Consider the following 15,626-nt stretch of genomic DNA (forward strand, 5'->3'; position numbering starts at 1 on the left):
CAACCGAGGCGCGCATTCTACAGCAGCCTCATTTGCTGTCAAGTGATTATTTTCAGAAGCTTTCGAAGATTTCTTCAACAACTTCAACCACTTGCGCTTCCGATCTCTCGTTAGCGGGAGGCGAATTCTACAGCGTTACACGCTGCTGTCAACACCTCTTTTTCTCCGCTTTCGACCGAGAAGATCGAACCGTTGAAAGCGCCGAACAAGTCGACATTTCCAACTGCTTCCAGGCTTCGATGAACTGAAGCGACCCGCTTTCGAAACCTACTTAACTCATTGAATCTAAAGGAGTTTTCCGTTTCGACTGCGCCGGAAGTGGGGCGAATTATAGACCTCTGGAATTCGCCGTCAACCCCTTATTTCAACTTTACTCAGATTTCAGCGTAATCCGTGCAAAAGCCTTCTTGCCGGCCTGGCAAACGTGAGTCGCGCCCAGTACGTATATAAAGGAGCGATCAACCACCTCACCATCTACGCGTACACCACCGGAAGCCAGCAGATCACGAGCAGCTGCCGAGTTCTTCACCAGACCTGCCTTATTAAGGACAGCAGCAATCGGCATATCCTCGGCAGCAGTCAGCTCGACCTCTGGCAGATCATCCGGCAACTCACCGTCCTTCATACGGTTACCCGCGCCACGGTGAGCATTGGCCGCAGCCTCTTCACCATGGAAGCGCGCGACAATCTCTTCGGCCAGCTTGATCTTGATATCGCGAGGATTAGCGCCCGCCTCTACATCAGCACGGAACGCATTGATCTCATCCATCGAACGGAAGCTGAGCAACTCGAAGTAGCGCCACATCAACGCATCGGGAATCGAAACCAGTTTGCTATACATGACACCTGGCGCTTCCTGAATACCGACGTAGTTGCCCAACGACTTGGACATTTTCTTCACGCCATCCAGACCTTCAAGCAGCGGCATCGTCAGGATGCACTGCGCCTCCTGACCATAACCACGCTGCAGCTCACGCCCCATCAGCAGGTTGAACTTCTGATCGGTACCACCCAGCTCCACATCAGCGCGCAAAGCAACCGAGTCATAACCCTGCACCAGCGGATAGAGGAACTCGTGAATGGCGATCGGCTGATTGGTGGTGTAGCGCTTGTCGAAGTCGTCACGCTCGAGCATACGGGCAACGGTGTATTGCGAAGTCAGACGAATAAAGTCCGCAGGCCCCATCTGATCCATCCAGGTGGAGTTGAACGCGACTTCGGTTTTCGCCGGATCAAGAATCTTGAACACCTGAGTCTTGTAGGTCTCTGCGTTTTCCAGAACCTGCTCACGGGTCAACGGAGGACGTGTGGCGCTCTTGCCGCTCGGATCACCGATCATTCCGGTGAAATCACCAATAAGGAAGATCACCTGATGCCCCAGTTCCTGGAACTGGCGCAGCTTATTAATAAGCACAGTGTGACCAAGGTGCAGATCCGGCGCAGTTGGATCGAAGCCGGCCTTGATTCGCAGCGGCTGGCCACGTTTGAGCTTTTCGATCAGCTCGGACTCGACCAACAGTTCTTCCGCACCACGTTTAATCAGCGCTAGCTGCTCTTCAACCGACTTCATAACAGACCCGCAAGGCTCAGATTCAAAGGGAACCAACCATACAAGATCGCGCACCAAATACAAGTTTTGCCCGGCGCACGGACGCCAATCCACAGACAGGGCGTCCGCAGACTTGCTTCAGGGATGATTTGGTTATATTTTATACAGTTATTTCATCTTCATCATGTCATTCATCTTTTCCAATTCATCTTTTTCAAAGCCAAATTACTTATGACCACTGAACCGTCTAAAGCGCCACCGCTTTACCCGAAGACCCACCTGCTCGCCGCAAGTGGGATCGCCGCCCTTCTCAGCCTGGCGCTCCTGGTGTTTCCATCCAGTGATGTTGAAGCCAAAAAGACAACGCTGAGCCTTGAACTGGAAAGTCCTGCTGAACAACTGACACAAGATCAAGACGCTGCCGACGCAGCTCAAGCCACAAATGAGTCCGTAGCTTCCCCTTTCGCACAGATCGAAAATAGCGCCGAAGAAACGCAGGAAACCGCTCAGGCCGCACCAGCGCCGACACCGGTAGCTGAAGAAAAGAAGGCCCCAAATCACAGGGAAGTGATCGTCTCCAAGGGCGATACGCTTTCTACACTGTTCGAGAAAGTCGGTCTCCCGGCCGCGGCCGTGCATGAAGTGCTGGCCAGCGACAAACAAGCCAAGCAGTTCAGCCAGCTCAAACATGGCCAGAAACTCGAATTCGAATTGAACCCACAAGGCCAGCTGACCAACCTGCACAGCAAGGTCAGCGACGTTGAAACCATCACCCTGACCAAGAACGACAAGGGTTATGTGTTCAACCGCGTTACCGCCAAACCGACTGTTCGCACCGCCTACGTGCACGGTGTGATCAACAGCTCGCTGTCGCAGTCCGCCGCCCGCGCAGGCCTGTCCCACAGCCTGACCATGGATATGGCCAGCGTGTTTGGCTACGACGTCGACTTCGCTCAGGATATCCGTCAGGGCGACGAGTTCGATGTCATCTATGAGCAGAAAGTGGTCAATGGCAAAGCCGTTGGCAACGGTCCGATCCTGTCCGCCCGCTTCACCAACCGCGGCAAGACTTACACCGCCGTGCGTTACACCAACAAGCAGGGCAACAGCAGCTACTACACCGCCGATGGCAACAGCATGCGCAAGGCATTCATCCGTACACCGGTGGACTTCGCCCGCATCAGCTCGAAATTCTCCATGGGCCGCAAACACCCGATCCTCAACAAGATCCGCGCCCACAAAGGCGTCGACTACGCCGCCCCACGCGGTACGCCGATCAAGGCTGCCGGCGACGGCAAAGTGCTGCTGGCCGGCCGTCGCGGCGGTTACGGCAACACCGTGATCATCCAGCACGGCAACACTTACCGTACGCTGTATGGCCACATGCAGGGCTTCGCCAAGGGCGTGAAGACCGGCGGCACCGTCAAACAGGGCCAAGTGATCGGTTACATCGGCACCACCGGCCTGTCCACCGGCCCGCACCTGCACTATGAGTTCCAGGTCAACGGTGTCCACGTCGATCCACTGGGCCAGAAGCTGCCGATGGCCGACCCGATCGCCAAATCCGAACGCGCCCGCTTCCTGGCACAGAGCCAGCCGTTGATGGCTCGCATGGACCAGGAAAAAGCCACCATGCTGGCTTCGAGCAAGCGTTAAGCCATGGCTCTTTATATCGGAGTGATGTCCGGCACCAGTCTCGACGGGCTGGACATCGCCCTGATCGAGCAATCCTCGGCGATCAACCTGATCGCCACGCACTACATCCCCATGCCTGAAACCCTGCGCGCCGAGCTGCTTGGCTTGTGCGCCAGCGGCCCTGACGAGATCGCCCGTTCGGCGATTGCCCAGCAGAACTGGGTGAAGCTCGCCGCGCAAGGGATCCATACCCTCCTCGAACGGCAACAGCTCAAGCCTGAAGCCATTCGCGCGATCGGCAGCCACGGCCAGACTATTCGCCACGAGCCGGCGCGTGGTTTCACCGTACAGATCGGCAACCCCGCCCTGCTCACTGAACTGACCGGTATCACCGTCGTCAGCGATTTCCGCAGTCGCGATGTGGCCGCTGGCGGCCAGGGCGCCCCTTTGGTTCCGGCCTTCCATGAAGCGTTATTCGAAGAGCGTACCGGCAACCGCGCGGTCTTGAATGTCGGCGGTTTCAGCAATCTCAGTCTGATTGAGCCGAACAAGCCTGTAGCCGGTTTCGACTGCGGGCCGGGGAATGTGCTGATGGACGCCTGGATTCATCAGCAACGGGGCGAGAACTTCGACCGAAACGGGCAGTGGGCAGCCAGCGGGAAGGTTGAGCCTACCCTGCTGAAAGCCCTGCTCAGCGATCCGTTTTTCGTGACCCAAGGCCCGAAGAGCACCGGCCGCGAAGTCTTCAACCTGCCCTGGCTGGAGCAGCAACTGTCGCGTCTGCCAGGTTTCGCACCCGAAAACGTACAGGCGACACTGCTCGAACTGACGGCGCTGACCATCGTCGAATCGCTGCAAGGCGCTCAATCGAATACCGAAGAGCTTCTGGTCTGCGGGGGCGGCGCCCACAACGCCACACTAATGAAACGCCTGGCCGGGCTGCTGCCGAATGCCAAAGTCGCCAGTACCGCGACCCACGGCGTCGATCCGGACTGGGTCGAGGCCATGGCCTTCGCCTGGCTGGCCCACTGCTGTCTGGAAGGCATCGCCGCCAATCGCCCGAGCGTCACCGGCGCCAAAGGCTTGCGCGTACTCGGCGCCATCTACCCCAACTGACAAATCGCAGATAACAAAACGCCGCAGAACCGTGAGGTTCTGCGGCGTTTTATTGTGTTCGGTGAAGCGCGTTCAGATCGAAAACGAGGAGCCGCAACCACAAGTGGTGGTGGCATTCGGGTTCTTGATCACGAAACGCGAACCTTCCAGACCTTCCTGATAATCCACCTCGGCACCTGCCAGGTACTGGAAGCTCATCGGATCGACCACCAGACTGACGCCTTCGCGCTCGACGATGGTGTCGTCCTCGGCCACATCTTCATCGAAGGTGAAGCCGTACTGAAACCCTGAACAACCGCCGCCCGTAACGAATACGCGCAGCTTCAAGCGATCATTCCCCTCTTCATCGACCAGGCTCTTCACCTTGTGCGCGGCACCTTGAGTGAATTGCAAAGCCGTGGGGGTGAAGGATTCGACGCTCATGCTGACTTTCTCCCGGCGTTACGCCGCCATAATGCGTGATGACGCGCATTATCCGCTTGTCCTAGAAAATCGGTCAACTATTGTTACGGTATATCAATAAAGCTGATCAGCCGACCAGAATGCAAAAAGGCCCGTCAAACGGGCCTTTTTGCCAAGCAAGATCAGTCGTTACGGCAGCATGCCCGCGTGGGACAGACCAAAACGCTCATCCAGACCGAACAGGATGTTCATGTTCTGCACCGCCTGACCCGACGCGCCCTTGACCAGGTTGTCGATCACCGAGAGCACTACCACCAGATCACCATCCTGCGGGCGGTGAACCGCGATGCGGCAGACGTTGGCGCCACGCACACTGCGGGTTTCTGGATGGCTACCAGCCGGCATCACGTCGACGAACGGCTCATTGGCATAACGCTTCTCGAACAACGCCTGCAGATCCACCGAGCGATCCACCACGGTCGCGTAGAGCGTGGAGTGAATGCCACGGATCATCGGCGTCAGGTGCGGCACAAAAGTCAGACCGACATCCTTGCCTGCGGCACGACGCAGTCCCTGGCGAATTTCCGGCAGATGACGGTGACCTTTCACCGCATAAGCCTTCATGCTTTCCGACGTCTCGGAGTACAGCGAGCCTACGGCAGCGCCACGACCGGCACCGCTGACACCGGACTTGCAGTCGGCGATCAGGTGCGAAGCGTCGGCAATACCCGCTTCAAGCAACGGCAGGAAACCCAGCTGCGTCGCGGTCGGGTAGCAACCCGGCACCGCGATCAGACGTGCTTTCCTGATCTGCTCACGATTGACTTCCGGCAGACCGTAAACCGCCTCGTCCAGCAACTCCGGCGCGCCGTGCGGCTGGCCGTACCACTTGGCCCACTCATCGGCGTCCTGCAGACGGAAGTCTGCCGACAGGTCGATGACCTTGGTGCCGGCCGCCAGCAATTCGCCTGCCAGTGCGTGGGCAACGCCGTGCGGAGTGGCGAAGAACACCACGTCGCAAGCGCCCAGCGTCTTGATGTCCGGCACGCTGAATGCCAGACCGTCGTAGTGACCGCGCAGGTTCGGGTACATATCAGCCACGGCCAGACCGGCCTCGGATCGGGAAGTGATCACTACCACTTCTGCCTGCGGATGCTGTGCCAACAGACGCAGCAGTTCGACACCGGTGTAACCCGTGCCGCCGACGATACCGACCTTGACCATAAACCTGCCCTCAACGAACCCACTGGAAAGCCGTCGATAATAGGGGCCGCGCGCGCCTGCGACAACCGCCAAGGTGACGTGCGGACGCTCAAGCCTCTACTATCGGGCCTACCGTGAATCAGGGAATAACCCAAAATGCTCTATCTGTGGATCAAAGCGCTGCATATCGTCAGCATCGTGTGCTGGTTTGCCGGCCTCTTCTATCTTCCGCGACTGTTCGTTTATCACGCGCAAAGTGAAGACACGATCAGCAAGGAACGCTTCAGCATCATGGAGCGCAAGCTCTATCGCGGCATCATGGGCCCGGCGATGATCGCCGCGCTGATCTTCGGCGGCTGGCTGATCTACCTGAACCCGAGCATCTTCAGCAGCGGTGGCTGGATCCACGCCAAATTGACCCTGGTCGTGCTGTTGATCGGTTACCACCACATGTGCGGCGCGCAGGTAAAACGTTTCGCCCGTGGCGAGAACACCCGCAGCCATGTCTTTTATCGCTGGTTCAATGAAGTGCCGGTTCTGATATTGCTGGCTATCGTAATTCTGGTCGTGGTCAAGCCGTTCTAACTTCAACAAATACAACTTTCCGGGGTACTTCCGATGTCGCTGCCCGCTCTGCTCGAACAACGTCTGCGCCTGCCCGTAGTGGCGGCGCCGATGTTCCTTATCTCCAATCCTGAACTGGTGCTGGCGTGCTGTCGCAACGGCGTGGTTGGCAGCTTCCCGGCGCTGAACCAACGCGAAAGCAGCGGGTTCAAGGCCTGGCTGGAGCAGATCGAAGCGGGGCTGGCGACATTGGAGAACCCGGCGCCGTACGCGGTGAACCTGATCGTCCACCACAGCAACCCGCGCCTGCAGGCTGACCTGGACATCTGCGTCGAGCACAAAGTCCCCATCGTCATCACCAGTCTCGGTGCCGTGAAGGAACTGGTAGACGCCGTGCACAGTTACGGCGGCCTGGTCTTCCATGACGTAACGACCCGTCGCCATGCCGAGAAAGCCGCCGAGGCTGGTGTCGATGGCTTGATCGCCGTCGCAGCCGGTGCCGGTGGACACGCCGGCACCTGGAGTCCGTTTTCGCTGATCGCCGAAATCCGCGAGTTCTTCGACAAGACCCTGTTGCTTGCAGGATGTTTGAACCATGGGCATGAGATTCTCGCCGCACAACTGCTCGGCGCGGATCTGGCCTACTTCGGCACGCGATTTATCGGCACCACTGAAAGTCATGCGCCTGACGCTTACAAGGAGATGCTGCTGACTGCCAAAGCCGCCGACATCATTCATACTCCTGCCGTGTCCGGTGTACCGGCCAGTTTCATGCGCCAAAGCCTGGAGGCCGCCGGTTTCGACATGGCCGCCCTGCAAGGCAAGGGCGAAGTGAATTTCGGCGACAAGCTCAAGCCGATCAACGACGAAGCCAAGGCCTGGAAAACCGTGTGGTCGGCGGGTCAGGGCGTAGGCCAGATCGACGATCTGCCAAGCGTGGATCAACTGGTGGCGCGTCTCGATGCCGAATACCGCCAGGCCCTGGAGCACGCAGCACAATTGCCGAAACGCTGGCCACGTTGAATGAAACCCGTCCAGTCGCTGTCTGACTGGCCTTAGACTCAATTTATCTCGCGACAAGGATGCCTCGGCCATGAGCGAACCCCGTTACAAGATCGTTTTCGACGGCGCGCTCCAGCCCGGCGTCGATATCACCACGGCCAAGCTCAACCTGGCCGACCTGTTCAAAAGCGATGTCGCCGCCATCGAGCGCCTGTTCAATGGCCGCACCGTCGCGCTCAAGCGTGATCTGTCCCACAGCGATGCGCAGACCTACCTGCAAGCGCTGGGCAAGACCGGGATCGATGCCCGGATCGAAACGGAAACACCCATCGAACTGAACCTGTCGGATGTCCACGAACAAAGCGCCGCCGTTGCGGAGCCTGACTCGCCTTATGCGCCGCCTCGCGCCGTCGTCGGTGAAAACCTGCCGGCATTCGCACCTCTCAAACCGTTCAGCGTTGAAGGCCGGATCGGCCGCTTGCGTTACTTGGCATGGTCGATGGTGTTGAGCCTGGTAGCCCTGCCAATCGTCAGCGTGTTCGCGCTGATCGGTCTGGGCCTGGTGAGCGCCGACTCGACGACCGGCCTGATCATCGGCGGTCTCCTCGCCTTCTTCCTGTTTCTGGCCTTCGCGATCGTCGGGATCCTGTTCAGCATTCAGCGCCTGCACGATATCGGCTGGTCGGGTTGGCTCTGGCTGCTGACGCTGGTGCCGTTCGTGGGGAGCTTCTTCCCGCTGGTGATCATGGTCGTGCCGGGCAATACCGGCGCCAATCGCTATGGCCCACCGCCTCCGCCGAACAGCACGGCAGTCAAAGTGCTGTGCTCTTTGTGGATCGTGTTTATCGGGCTGTTTTTCATGGGCGGCATGCTGGGCGGGATTACCGCCATCCAGCAGGAATACGAAAGCAGTCTTGAAAGCAGCTACGAGAGCGGCTCGGTGACCACCGATGAAATCGATGTGGAAGTCGAGCCCACCGCGAATTCGGCAGACGATGCAGCCGAAGCCACCCTCGCCCCTGTAGACTCTGCGAAAGAATGAACAACGCTCCCCGCCGTGACACCTGCGTCCACGGCGCGGCGCTGTTGCGATGGAGATTTGCATGACCCGTTACGCTCTGATCACCGGCGCCTCCAGCGGCATTGGCCTGGCCATGGCCGAAGCCCTGGCGCGCCGTGGCCGCAGCCTGATTCTGGTGGCTCGCCAGCGTGATCAGCTGGAAAGCATTGCGATTGAACTGACCCAGCGCTTCGGCGTGGAAGTGCTGTTCCGCGCCTGTGATCTTGGCGAGCCGCTGCGCCTGTCCGGTTTTCTGCTGGAGCTTGAAGAAGGCGATCGCCAAATCGATCTGCTGGTCAATTGCGCCGGCATCGGTACTTGCGGCCCGTTCCTGGCCCAGGACTGGATGACCGAACAGGACCTGATCGAAGTGAACATCCTCGCCCTTACCCGCCTTTGCCATGCCATCGGCAACAGCATGGCGTTGCAGGGCGGCGGGCAGATTCTCAACGTCGCGTCGGTGGCAGCCTTCAACCCCGGGCCGTGGATGAGCACCTACTACGCCAGCAAGGCGTATGTACTGCATTTCTCGGAAGCACTGCGGGTGGAACTGAAGAAGTGTGCGGTCAAGGTGTCGGTGCTCTGCCCCGGCCCGACCCGCACCGCGTTCTTCAGAACCGCACAACTGAACAACGACAAACTCAACGCCAGCAAACTGCTGATGAGTCCCGAGGAGGTCGCGCTGTATACCGTGCGCGCCCTGGAGAAAAACCGCGCGATCATCATTCCCGGACGCCGAAACCGCTGGTTCGCCTTTCTGCCTCGGCTCGGTTCGCGCTGGCTCAACCGCACCATCGTCGGCATGGTCAACAAAGCTTACTGCCCTCGCTGAAGGGCCGACAGGCAAATGGCTGGGCGTGGTGATCCTCCGTGGGTACACTCAGCCCAGCTCACACAACGGAGAAAACAGCTGTGGATACTCTGTTCACCAAGATCATCAACCGGGAAATTCCGGCGAAGATCATCTACGAGGACGACCAGGTTCTGGCGTTCCACGACATCGCCCCACAGGCACCGGTGCATTTTCTGGTGATCCCGAAGAAACCGGTGCGTACCCTCAACGACCTGACCGAAGACGACAAGGCACTGGCCGGGCATATCCTGTTCACCGCCCAGCGTCTGGCGCTGGAACTGGGTTGCGAGGAAGGCTTCCGGGTGGTGATGAACTGCAATGAAATGGGCGGGCAGACGGTCTACCACATTCACATGCACGTACTCGGTCAACGCCAGATGAACTGGCCGCCGGGCTGATTGAACCCGCAGATCGGTGGGAGCGCCCTGCTCCCACATGACCCAGCGCAAACCTTCCCCGGCCGATTCGGTTAAACTGGCCGCCGAGATTCTTCCCGGAGGTCAGCATGACTACCCAACGTCACTACTCGCCCATTGATCGTCTTCTGCTGCAAGCCGATGCCGCGATGCGTACCTTGCTGCCCTTCAGCGGCCAGCCGTACCGTCCGTCGCCGGCAATCGTGCAGCCCGATGTGCAGATGAGCGATGAAGACACCCGCCATGTCGCCGGCCTGATGCGCATCAACCACACCGGTGAAGTCTGCGCGCAGGCGCTGTATCAGGGCCAGGCGCTGACCGCCAAGCTGCCGCAGGTGCGCGAGGCCATGGAGCATGCGGCCGAAGAAGAGATCGATCATCTGGTCTGGTGCGAACAGCGCATTCACCAGCTGGGCAGCCACACCAGCGTGCTCAACCCACTGTTCTACGGTATGTCGTTCGGCATCGGCGCAGTCGCCGGGCTGATCAGCGACAAGGTCAGCCTCGGATTTGTTGCCGCCACCGAGCATCAGGTGTGCAAGCATCTGAACGAGCATCTGGAGCAACTGCCGGCCGAGGACGAAAAATCCCGGGCGATTCTGGAGCAGATGCGTATCGATGAAGAACATCACGCGGAAAGCGCACTGGAGGCCGGCGGCTTCCGCTTCCCGGCGCCGGTGAAGTTCGGCATGAGCCTGTTGGCCAAAGTGATGACCAAGAGCACTTACCGGATCTGAAAAACGCCCACAAAAAAGGCGACTGCCGCAAAGCAGTCGCCTTTTTTTTGTGCCCGGATTTCTTAGCTCGGCATATTGCGCGCGTAGAAGATTTCCAGCATTTCGTGTTTCACACGCTCGGTCACCTGAGCACGTTGCTCGGAAGACAGATTGCTGGTGGCATCGCCGAACAGGTAGTTGTCCAGTTCGAAGTTCTTCAGCAGCATTTTGGTGTGGAACAGGTTTTCCTGATACACGTTCACGTCGGTCATCTGGTACGCGTCGCGGGTGTCTTCGGAGAGGTAGTTCTGGATCGAGTTGATCTCGTGATCGATGAAATGCTTGTTGCCTTCAACGTCACGGGTGAAGCCGCGCACACGGTAATCCACGGTCACGATGTCCGAATCGAACTGGTGAATGAGGAAGTTGAGCGCTTTGAGCGGTGAAATGACACCACAGGTCGACACATCGATGTCCACACGGAAAGTCGCAATACCGGCGTCCGGATGGATTTCCGGGTAGGTGTGCACCGTGATGTGGCTCTTGTCGAGGTGGGCCAGGATGATTTCGGGCAACGGGCCCGGGGATTCTTCGATCTGGCTTTCGGTCGGGGTCACCGGCTCTTCCGAGATCAGAATCGTGACGCTGGCACCCTGAGGCTCATAGTTCTGACTCGCAATGTTCAGAATGTTGGCACCAATGATTTCGACAACTTCCGTGAGGATCTGCGTCAGGCGTTCGGCGTTGTACTCTTGATTGATGTACTCGACGTAAGCCTGCTGGTCTTGCGGGGTTTCCGCGTAGCAGATGTCATAGATGTTGAAGCTCAAGGTCTTTGTCAGGTTATTGAACCCGTGGAGCTTGAGTTTGCTTTTCACCGTTAAAAACTCTCTATGTATGCGGCACGGCCGCGTGATCAAGCATGCCCGTCAAGTGCGAACAACGCACCTGCGTAGGACGGTTAACACCTCTTCGCGATGGCGATTTTGGTTATCTGTTCAGGCGGATGACCCGTCGGTTGACTGATCACGGCCCTGAAAAAAGTGGCGCATTATGCAGACGTCAGCGGGGGATCGCCAGAGTCTGCACTGCTTTTATGATAGTTGAATGTCGGCTCAGCCGAGTTCAACGATTTCGTAGTCGTGGGTGATCGCTACGCCAGCTGCGCCGAGCATGATCGAGGCCGAGCAATACTTCTCGGCAGACAGTTCGATGGCGCGTTTGACCTGGGCTTCTTTCAGACCACGACCCTTGACCACGAAGTGCATGTGGATCTTGGTGAACACTTTCGGATCTTCGGTCGCGCGCTCGGCTTCCAGAAAGGCTTCGCAGCTTTCAACGGCCTGACGGGACTTCTTCAAAATGCTGACCACGTCGAAGTTGCTGCAACCACCAACACCCAGCAGGAGCATTTCCATCGGGCGGACACCCAGGTTACGACCACCGGCGTCCGGCGGACCGTCCATGACCACGACATGACCGCTGCCGGATTCGCCGAGGAACATGGCTTCGCCAGCCCATTGGATGCGTGCCTTCATCGTCAAGACTCCACTGTAGAAAAAAGGGTCGCCAGCTTAGCACAGGGCCCTGCCCGGACAGCGAGCACGTTCCTGGGACGAATGCACCTTTGACGTAGGCGATTTCTCGAAATTTCGACGAAGTGTCTGGTAAGCTGGCGCCAATTCACTGGCGCCTTCGCCAGACTGTGTAGCGACCGCCTCAGCGCCTCATATAAAAACCAAATATAACCGTGCAGTCTTTTCGGGATACAACCATGGTTGGTATTACCCCCACACCCAAAATCAAGAACCTCGACAAGCTGCTGATGCATTGCCAGCGCCGCCGTCACGCGGCCAAGAGCAACATCATCTGCGCCGGGGATCGCTCCGACACGCTGTACTTCATCATCCGCGGCTCGGTCACGATCCTGATCGAGGACGACGACGGCCGCGAGATGATCATCGCCTACCTGAATGCCGGGGACTTCTTCGGCGAGTTGGGTCTTTTCGAAGAAGCCGGCCAGGAGCAACAGCGCAGCGCCTGGGTGCGGGCCAAGGTTGAATGCGAAGTCGCGGAAATCAGCTACACCAAGTTCCGCGAACTGTCGCAGCAGGATCCAGACATTCTTTACGTCCTCAGCGGACAAATCGCACAACGTCTGCGCAACACCACACGCAAGGTCGGCGACCTGGCGTTCTTCGACGTCACCGGCCGTGTCGCTCGCTGTTTGCTGGAGCTGTGCAAACAACCGGACGCGATGACTCACCCGGACGGCATGCAGATCAAGGTGACCCGTCAGGAAATCGGCCGGATTGTCGGTTGTTCACGAGAGATGGTCGGTCGCGTGCTCAAGGATCTTGAGGAACGCAACCTGGTGGATGTGAAAGGCAAGACCATGGTGGTCTTCGGCACCCGCTGAGTTCCAAAGCTCAACCGGCGTAGATCTGCGCCAGCATCAAACGAAAGAGTTCATCGAGACGCGCCAGTGCATGGGGCGCCGGGAATTTCTCATGCAGAGCGATGTGGCTGGCGGCACGTACCCGTTGCTCCAGGCCACACGCTTCATTAAATCGATTGACCGCCGCAACCATCGACTCACGTTCGTCTTCCACCAGCATCGCACCGTGCACCAACCCCACCGGTCGCTGACCACCCTGACTCTGGCGCCAGCGTTGGGCGGTGCCGACCATCTTGCGACCGTCGAGATTGACGTTGAAGCGACCGTCGCAGAACGCACCGTCGATTTCACCCAGCGACGAAGTGCCACCCAACTCATCCAGCAACTCACAGATCGGATCGCACAGCCGCCGGTAACCGGTTTCGATGCGGTTCAGATCGCCTTCGCTGCGAGGCGGTGCGTAGACAAGCGCAATATTGATGGTCGACGCCGATTGCGGAACAGGTTCGCCGCCGGTCTCACGCAGCAACACCGGCCAGCCGGCAGCAGCGGAGGTTTCGCAGGCGTGATCGAATCCGGGCAAGCGGTTCAAACGACGTGGCATGACCAAAGCGCGGTCGCTGGGCTGCCAGAACAGCAAGCCAAATTCGGCATCACCAGCGCAGACCGAGGCCAGCAGATGCTGTTCGGCTTGCAGGCCGGCTTCGATGGTCAGGGATGTGGGGATCATAAGGTTTCCATAGGACGTTGAGTCTGAGGTGAATCTTATGCCGCCTTCGCGGGCAAGCCCGCTCCCACAGGGGAACGGGCGCCTGCGAAGACTCGATCAGTCGAGGGTCGAACCGCTCACCGGAACGCCGCGCTCCGGGAAAAACAGACGCTGCAGTTCGATGCCCGGGCTTTCGGCGCGCATGAATGCTTCGCCGACCAGGAACGCGTAAACGTCGCTGATTTCCATCAGTTCGACATCGGCACGGTTGAGGATCCCGCTCTCGGTGATCACCAGACGATCGCGCGGAATGCGCGGCAGCAGGTCGAGGGTGGTTTCCAGGCTGACGTCAAAAGTGTGCAGATTGCGGTTGTTGACCCCGACCAGCGGCGTGTCGAGGGTTTTCAGCGCGCGCTCCAGCTCATCGCCGTCGTGCACTTCCACCAGCACATCGAGGCCGACGTCTTTGGCGACCGACGCCAGTTCGGCCATTTTCACGTCATCCAGTGCGGAGACGATCAACAACACACAATCGGCGCCCAGCGCACGGGCTTCGACGATCTGGTACGGATCGATCATGAAGTCCTTGCGGATCACCGGCAGCGAGCAGGCCGCGCGGGCCTGTTGCAGGTAGGCATCGGCGCCCTGGAAGTAGTCGATGTCGGTCAGCACCGACAGGCAGGTCGCCCCGCCCTTCTCGTAGCTTTTGGCGATGTCGGCAGGAACGAAGTTCTCGCGGATCACGCCCTTGCTCGGCGACGCTTTCTTGATTTCGGCGATCACTGCCGGTTGTTTCTTCTTGGCCTGCGCCAGCAATGCCTGGGCAAAACCACGGGGTGCATCGGCCGCCTTGGCCAGACTTTCCAGCTCGCTCAGGCTCACACGAGCGCTACGCTCGGCGACTTCCTGAACCTTGCGGGCCAGAATGTTTTCCAGAACCGTCGGTACACTCATCCCTCATTCTCCACTTTGAATACCGCGGTAAAGGCACCCAACTCCTCGAGTTTCTCCCGAGCAAGACCGGTGTGCAGAGCGTCGTGGGCCAGTGCCACGCCCTCTTTCAAACTTGTCGCTAGGTCGGCGGCGTACAGCGCCGCACCGGCATTGAGCACGATCATTTCGGCAGCCTTCTGACCGTTCTCGGTCTTGCGCTTGCCCAGTGCATCGCGGATCAGCGCCAGCGACGCTTCCGGGCCTTCGACCGACAGGCCGTGCAGGCTCTGGCTCTTCATGCCCAGATCTTCCGGCTCGACCCAATATTCGGTGATCTGATCGTCCTTCAGCTCGGCGACAAACGTCGGCGCCGCCAGACTGAATTCGTCCAGACCGTCCTTCGAATGCACCACCAGCACGTGCTTGCTGCCCAGACGCTGCAAGACTTCAGCCAACGGCCGGCACAGCGCCGGGGTGAACACGCCCACCACCTGATGTTTCACACCGGCCGGATTCGTAAGCGGGCCGAGCATGTTGAACAAGGTACGCAGGCCGAGATCGCGACGCGGGCCGGCGGCGTATTTCATGGCTTTGTGGTGAGTCTGGGCGAACATGAAGCCGATGCCGACGTTGTCGATGCAGCGCGCCACCTGAACCGGAGTCAGGTTGAGGTAGATGCCGGCGGCTTCCAGCAAATCGGCGCTGCCGCTCTTACCCGACACCGCGCGGTTACCGTGCTTGGCCACGGTGCAGCCAGCCGCGGCGACCACGAAGGAAGACGCGGTCGACACGTTGAAAATATTCGCCCCGTCACCGCCGGTGCCGACCACATCGACCACGCCGTCGAGGGTCTTGAGTTCGACCTTGTCCGCCAGCTCGCGCATCACCGACACGGCGCCGACGATCTCGTCGATGCTCTCGCTCTTCATGCGCATGGCCATCATGAACGCGCCAATCTGCGCGTCAGTGCATTGGCCGGTCATGATTTCGCGCATCACGTCGCGCATTTCATCGGTGCTGAGGTCGAGGTGATCGACGATACGGCTCAGGGCTGTCTTGATATTCATGGA

At 59.0% G+C, this 15,626-nt stretch carries 18 protein-coding genes; 10 read left to right on the forward strand and 8 right to left on the reverse strand.

The annotated features are described in order from the left end of the window. Positions 1 to 248 (forward strand): hypothetical protein (locus EIY71_RS28680; RefSeq protein ID WP_134022019.1); only part of this gene is annotated, 248 nt, incomplete at its 5' end. 122 nt (positions 249 to 370) lie between these two features. Here EIY71_RS28680 and tyrS read toward each other — a convergent pair. Further along, positions 371 to 1,570: a tyrosine--tRNA ligase gene (gene tyrS / locus EIY71_RS13785; protein ID WP_011336180.1), complete on the reverse strand. Its 1,200-nt coding sequence runs from the start codon at positions 1,568 to 1,570 to the stop codon at positions 371 to 373. Positions 1,571 to 1,780: 210 nt separating this feature from the next. On the opposite strand from tyrS, the gene EIY71_RS13795 reads away from it, so the two are divergent. Both EIY71_RS13795 and EIY71_RS13800 read left to right on the forward strand, forming a co-directional pair. After that, positions 1,781 to 3,205, forward strand: a complete 1,425-nt coding sequence (locus EIY71_RS13795; RefSeq protein WP_085688419.1) for a peptidoglycan DD-metalloendopeptidase family protein — start codon at positions 1,781 to 1,783, stop codon at positions 3,203 to 3,205. Between the two features lie 3 nt (positions 3,206 to 3,208). Further along, entirely contained in the window at positions 3,209 to 4,300 is a 1,092-nt protein-coding gene (locus tag EIY71_RS13800; protein ID WP_134022021.1) for an anhydro-N-acetylmuramic acid kinase, read from the forward strand. Between the two features lie 72 nt (positions 4,301 to 4,372). Here the strand turns inward: EIY71_RS13800 and erpA are convergent, their stop codons facing one another. Continuing rightward, on the reverse strand, positions 4,373 to 4,723 hold the full coding sequence (gene erpA, locus EIY71_RS13805; protein ID WP_003228776.1) for an iron-sulfur cluster insertion protein ErpA: 351 nt from the start codon (positions 4,721 to 4,723) through the stop codon (positions 4,373 to 4,375). A 168-nt stretch (positions 4,724 to 4,891) separates the two neighbouring features. Continuing rightward, positions 4,892 to 5,926: an N-acetyl-gamma-glutamyl-phosphate reductase gene (gene argC / locus EIY71_RS13810; RefSeq protein WP_085609104.1), complete on the reverse strand. Its 1,035-nt coding sequence runs from the start codon at positions 5,924 to 5,926 to the stop codon at positions 4,892 to 4,894. 135 nt (positions 5,927 to 6,061) lie between these two features. On the opposite strand from argC, the gene hemJ reads away from it, so the two are divergent. The 6 genes from hemJ (at position 6,062) to coq7 (ending at position 10,537) form a co-directional block, all read left to right on the forward strand. Beyond that, positions 6,062 to 6,490, forward strand: a complete 429-nt coding sequence (hemJ, locus tag EIY71_RS13815) for a protoporphyrinogen oxidase HemJ (RefSeq protein ID WP_007956328.1) — start codon at positions 6,062 to 6,064, stop codon at positions 6,488 to 6,490. Between the two features lie 33 nt (positions 6,491 to 6,523). After that, a complete protein-coding gene (locus EIY71_RS13820; protein WP_085646872.1) occupies positions 6,524 to 7,492 on the forward strand; it encodes a nitronate monooxygenase family protein in 969 nt (322 codons plus the stop codon). A 70-nt stretch (positions 7,493 to 7,562) separates the two neighbouring features. After that, positions 7,563 to 8,513: a DUF805 domain-containing protein gene (locus EIY71_RS13825; protein WP_085746575.1), complete on the forward strand. Its 951-nt coding sequence runs from the start codon at positions 7,563 to 7,565 to the stop codon at positions 8,511 to 8,513. A gap of 61 nt (positions 8,514 to 8,574) precedes the next feature. Beyond that, positions 8,575 to 9,363, forward strand: a complete 789-nt coding sequence (locus tag EIY71_RS13830; protein WP_007956321.1) for an SDR family oxidoreductase — start codon at positions 8,575 to 8,577, stop codon at positions 9,361 to 9,363. Positions 9,364 to 9,443: 80 nt separating this feature from the next. Beyond that, entirely contained in the window at positions 9,444 to 9,782 is a 339-nt protein-coding gene (locus EIY71_RS13835; RefSeq protein ID WP_007956318.1) for a histidine triad nucleotide-binding protein, read from the forward strand. A 107-nt stretch (positions 9,783 to 9,889) separates the two neighbouring features. Continuing rightward, entirely contained in the window at positions 9,890 to 10,537 is a 648-nt protein-coding gene (gene coq7, locus EIY71_RS13840; RefSeq protein WP_007956317.1) for a 2-polyprenyl-3-methyl-6-methoxy-1,4-benzoquinone monooxygenase, read from the forward strand. 62 nt (positions 10,538 to 10,599) lie between these two features. On the opposite strand, the gene speD is transcribed toward coq7, so the two are convergent. Both speD and EIY71_RS13850 read right to left on the reverse strand, forming a co-directional pair. Then, on the reverse strand, positions 10,600 to 11,394 hold the full coding sequence (gene speD / locus EIY71_RS13845; RefSeq protein WP_007956315.1) for an adenosylmethionine decarboxylase: 795 nt from the start codon (positions 11,392 to 11,394) through the stop codon (positions 10,600 to 10,602). Positions 11,395 to 11,631: 237 nt separating this feature from the next. Beyond that, positions 11,632 to 12,054: an OsmC family protein gene (locus EIY71_RS13850; protein ID WP_003228794.1), complete on the reverse strand. Its 423-nt coding sequence runs from the start codon at positions 12,052 to 12,054 to the stop codon at positions 11,632 to 11,634. Positions 12,055 to 12,290: 236 nt separating this feature from the next. Between EIY71_RS13850 and crp the strand changes: the two genes are divergently transcribed. Further along, entirely contained in the window at positions 12,291 to 12,935 is a 645-nt protein-coding gene (gene crp / locus EIY71_RS13855) for a cAMP-activated global transcriptional regulator CRP (protein WP_007956313.1), read from the forward strand. Positions 12,936 to 12,945: 10 nt separating this feature from the next. On the opposite strand, the gene EIY71_RS13860 is transcribed toward crp, so the two are convergent. The 3 genes from EIY71_RS13860 to trpD form a co-directional block, all read right to left on the reverse strand. Further along, positions 12,946 to 13,644 carry a lipoate--protein ligase family protein gene (locus tag EIY71_RS13860; RefSeq protein WP_085746576.1) on the reverse strand — a complete coding sequence of 233 codons (699 nt, stop codon included), beginning with the start codon at positions 13,642 to 13,644 and terminating at the stop codon, positions 12,946 to 12,948. Between the two features lie 96 nt (positions 13,645 to 13,740). Further along, positions 13,741 to 14,577, reverse strand: coding sequence for an indole-3-glycerol phosphate synthase TrpC (trpC, locus tag EIY71_RS13865; RefSeq protein ID WP_007956311.1), 837 nt, complete (start codon positions 14,575 to 14,577; stop codon positions 13,741 to 13,743). After that, positions 14,574 to 15,623 carry an anthranilate phosphoribosyltransferase gene (trpD, locus tag EIY71_RS13870; protein WP_039768098.1) on the reverse strand — a complete coding sequence of 350 codons (1,050 nt, stop codon included), beginning with the start codon at positions 15,621 to 15,623 and terminating at the stop codon, positions 14,574 to 14,576. The genes trpC and trpD overlap by 4 nt, the downstream gene beginning before the upstream one ends. Positions 15,624 to 15,626 lie beyond the last annotated feature (3 nt).

The sequence above is a fragment of the Pseudomonas sp. CH235 genome, from assembly GCF_004368175.1.
Lineage (GTDB): Bacteria > Pseudomonadota > Gammaproteobacteria > Pseudomonadales > Pseudomonadaceae > Aquipseudomonas > Aquipseudomonas paraglycinae.

What these genes read in the sequence shown, in the direction of transcription:
- tyrS (WP_011336180.1), bottom strand. Translation starts at nt 1,570, where the DNA reads ATGAAGTCGGTTGAAGAGCAGCTAGCGCTGATTAAACGTGGTGCGGAA.
- EIY71_RS13795 (WP_085688419.1), top strand. Translation starts at nt 1,781, where the DNA reads ATGACCACTGAACCGTCTAAAGCGCCACCGCTTTACCCGAAGACCCAC.
- EIY71_RS13800 (WP_134022021.1), top strand. Translation starts at nt 3,209, where the DNA reads ATGGCTCTTTATATCGGAGTGATGTCCGGCACCAGTCTCGACGGGCTG.
- erpA (WP_003228776.1), bottom strand. Translation starts at nt 4,723, where the DNA reads ATGAGCGTCGAATCCTTCACCCCCACGGCTTTGCAATTCACTCAAGGT.
- argC (WP_085609104.1), bottom strand. Translation starts at nt 5,926, where the DNA reads ATGGTCAAGGTCGGTATCGTCGGCGGCACGGGTTACACCGGTGTCGAA.
- hemJ (WP_007956328.1), top strand. Translation starts at nt 6,062, where the DNA reads ATGCTCTATCTGTGGATCAAAGCGCTGCATATCGTCAGCATCGTGTGC.
- EIY71_RS13820 (WP_085646872.1), top strand. Translation starts at nt 6,524, where the DNA reads ATGTCGCTGCCCGCTCTGCTCGAACAACGTCTGCGCCTGCCCGTAGTG.
- EIY71_RS13825 (WP_085746575.1), top strand. Translation starts at nt 7,563, where the DNA reads ATGAGCGAACCCCGTTACAAGATCGTTTTCGACGGCGCGCTCCAGCCC.
- EIY71_RS13830 (WP_007956321.1), top strand. Translation starts at nt 8,575, where the DNA reads ATGACCCGTTACGCTCTGATCACCGGCGCCTCCAGCGGCATTGGCCTG.
- coq7 (WP_007956317.1), top strand. Translation starts at nt 9,890, where the DNA reads ATGACTACCCAACGTCACTACTCGCCCATTGATCGTCTTCTGCTGCAA.
- EIY71_RS13850 (WP_003228794.1), bottom strand. Translation starts at nt 12,054, where the DNA reads ATGAAGGCACGCATCCAATGGGCTGGCGAAGCCATGTTCCTCGGCGAA.
- crp (WP_007956313.1), top strand. Translation starts at nt 12,291, where the DNA reads ATGGTTGGTATTACCCCCACACCCAAAATCAAGAACCTCGACAAGCTG.
- EIY71_RS13860 (WP_085746576.1), bottom strand. Translation starts at nt 13,644, where the DNA reads ATGATCCCCACATCCCTGACCATCGAAGCCGGCCTGCAAGCCGAACAG.
- trpC (WP_007956311.1), bottom strand. Translation starts at nt 14,577, where the DNA reads ATGAGTGTACCGACGGTTCTGGAAAACATTCTGGCCCGCAAGGTTCAG.
- trpD (WP_039768098.1), bottom strand. Translation starts at nt 15,623, where the DNA reads ATGAATATCAAGACAGCCCTGAGCCGTATCGTCGATCACCTCGACCTC.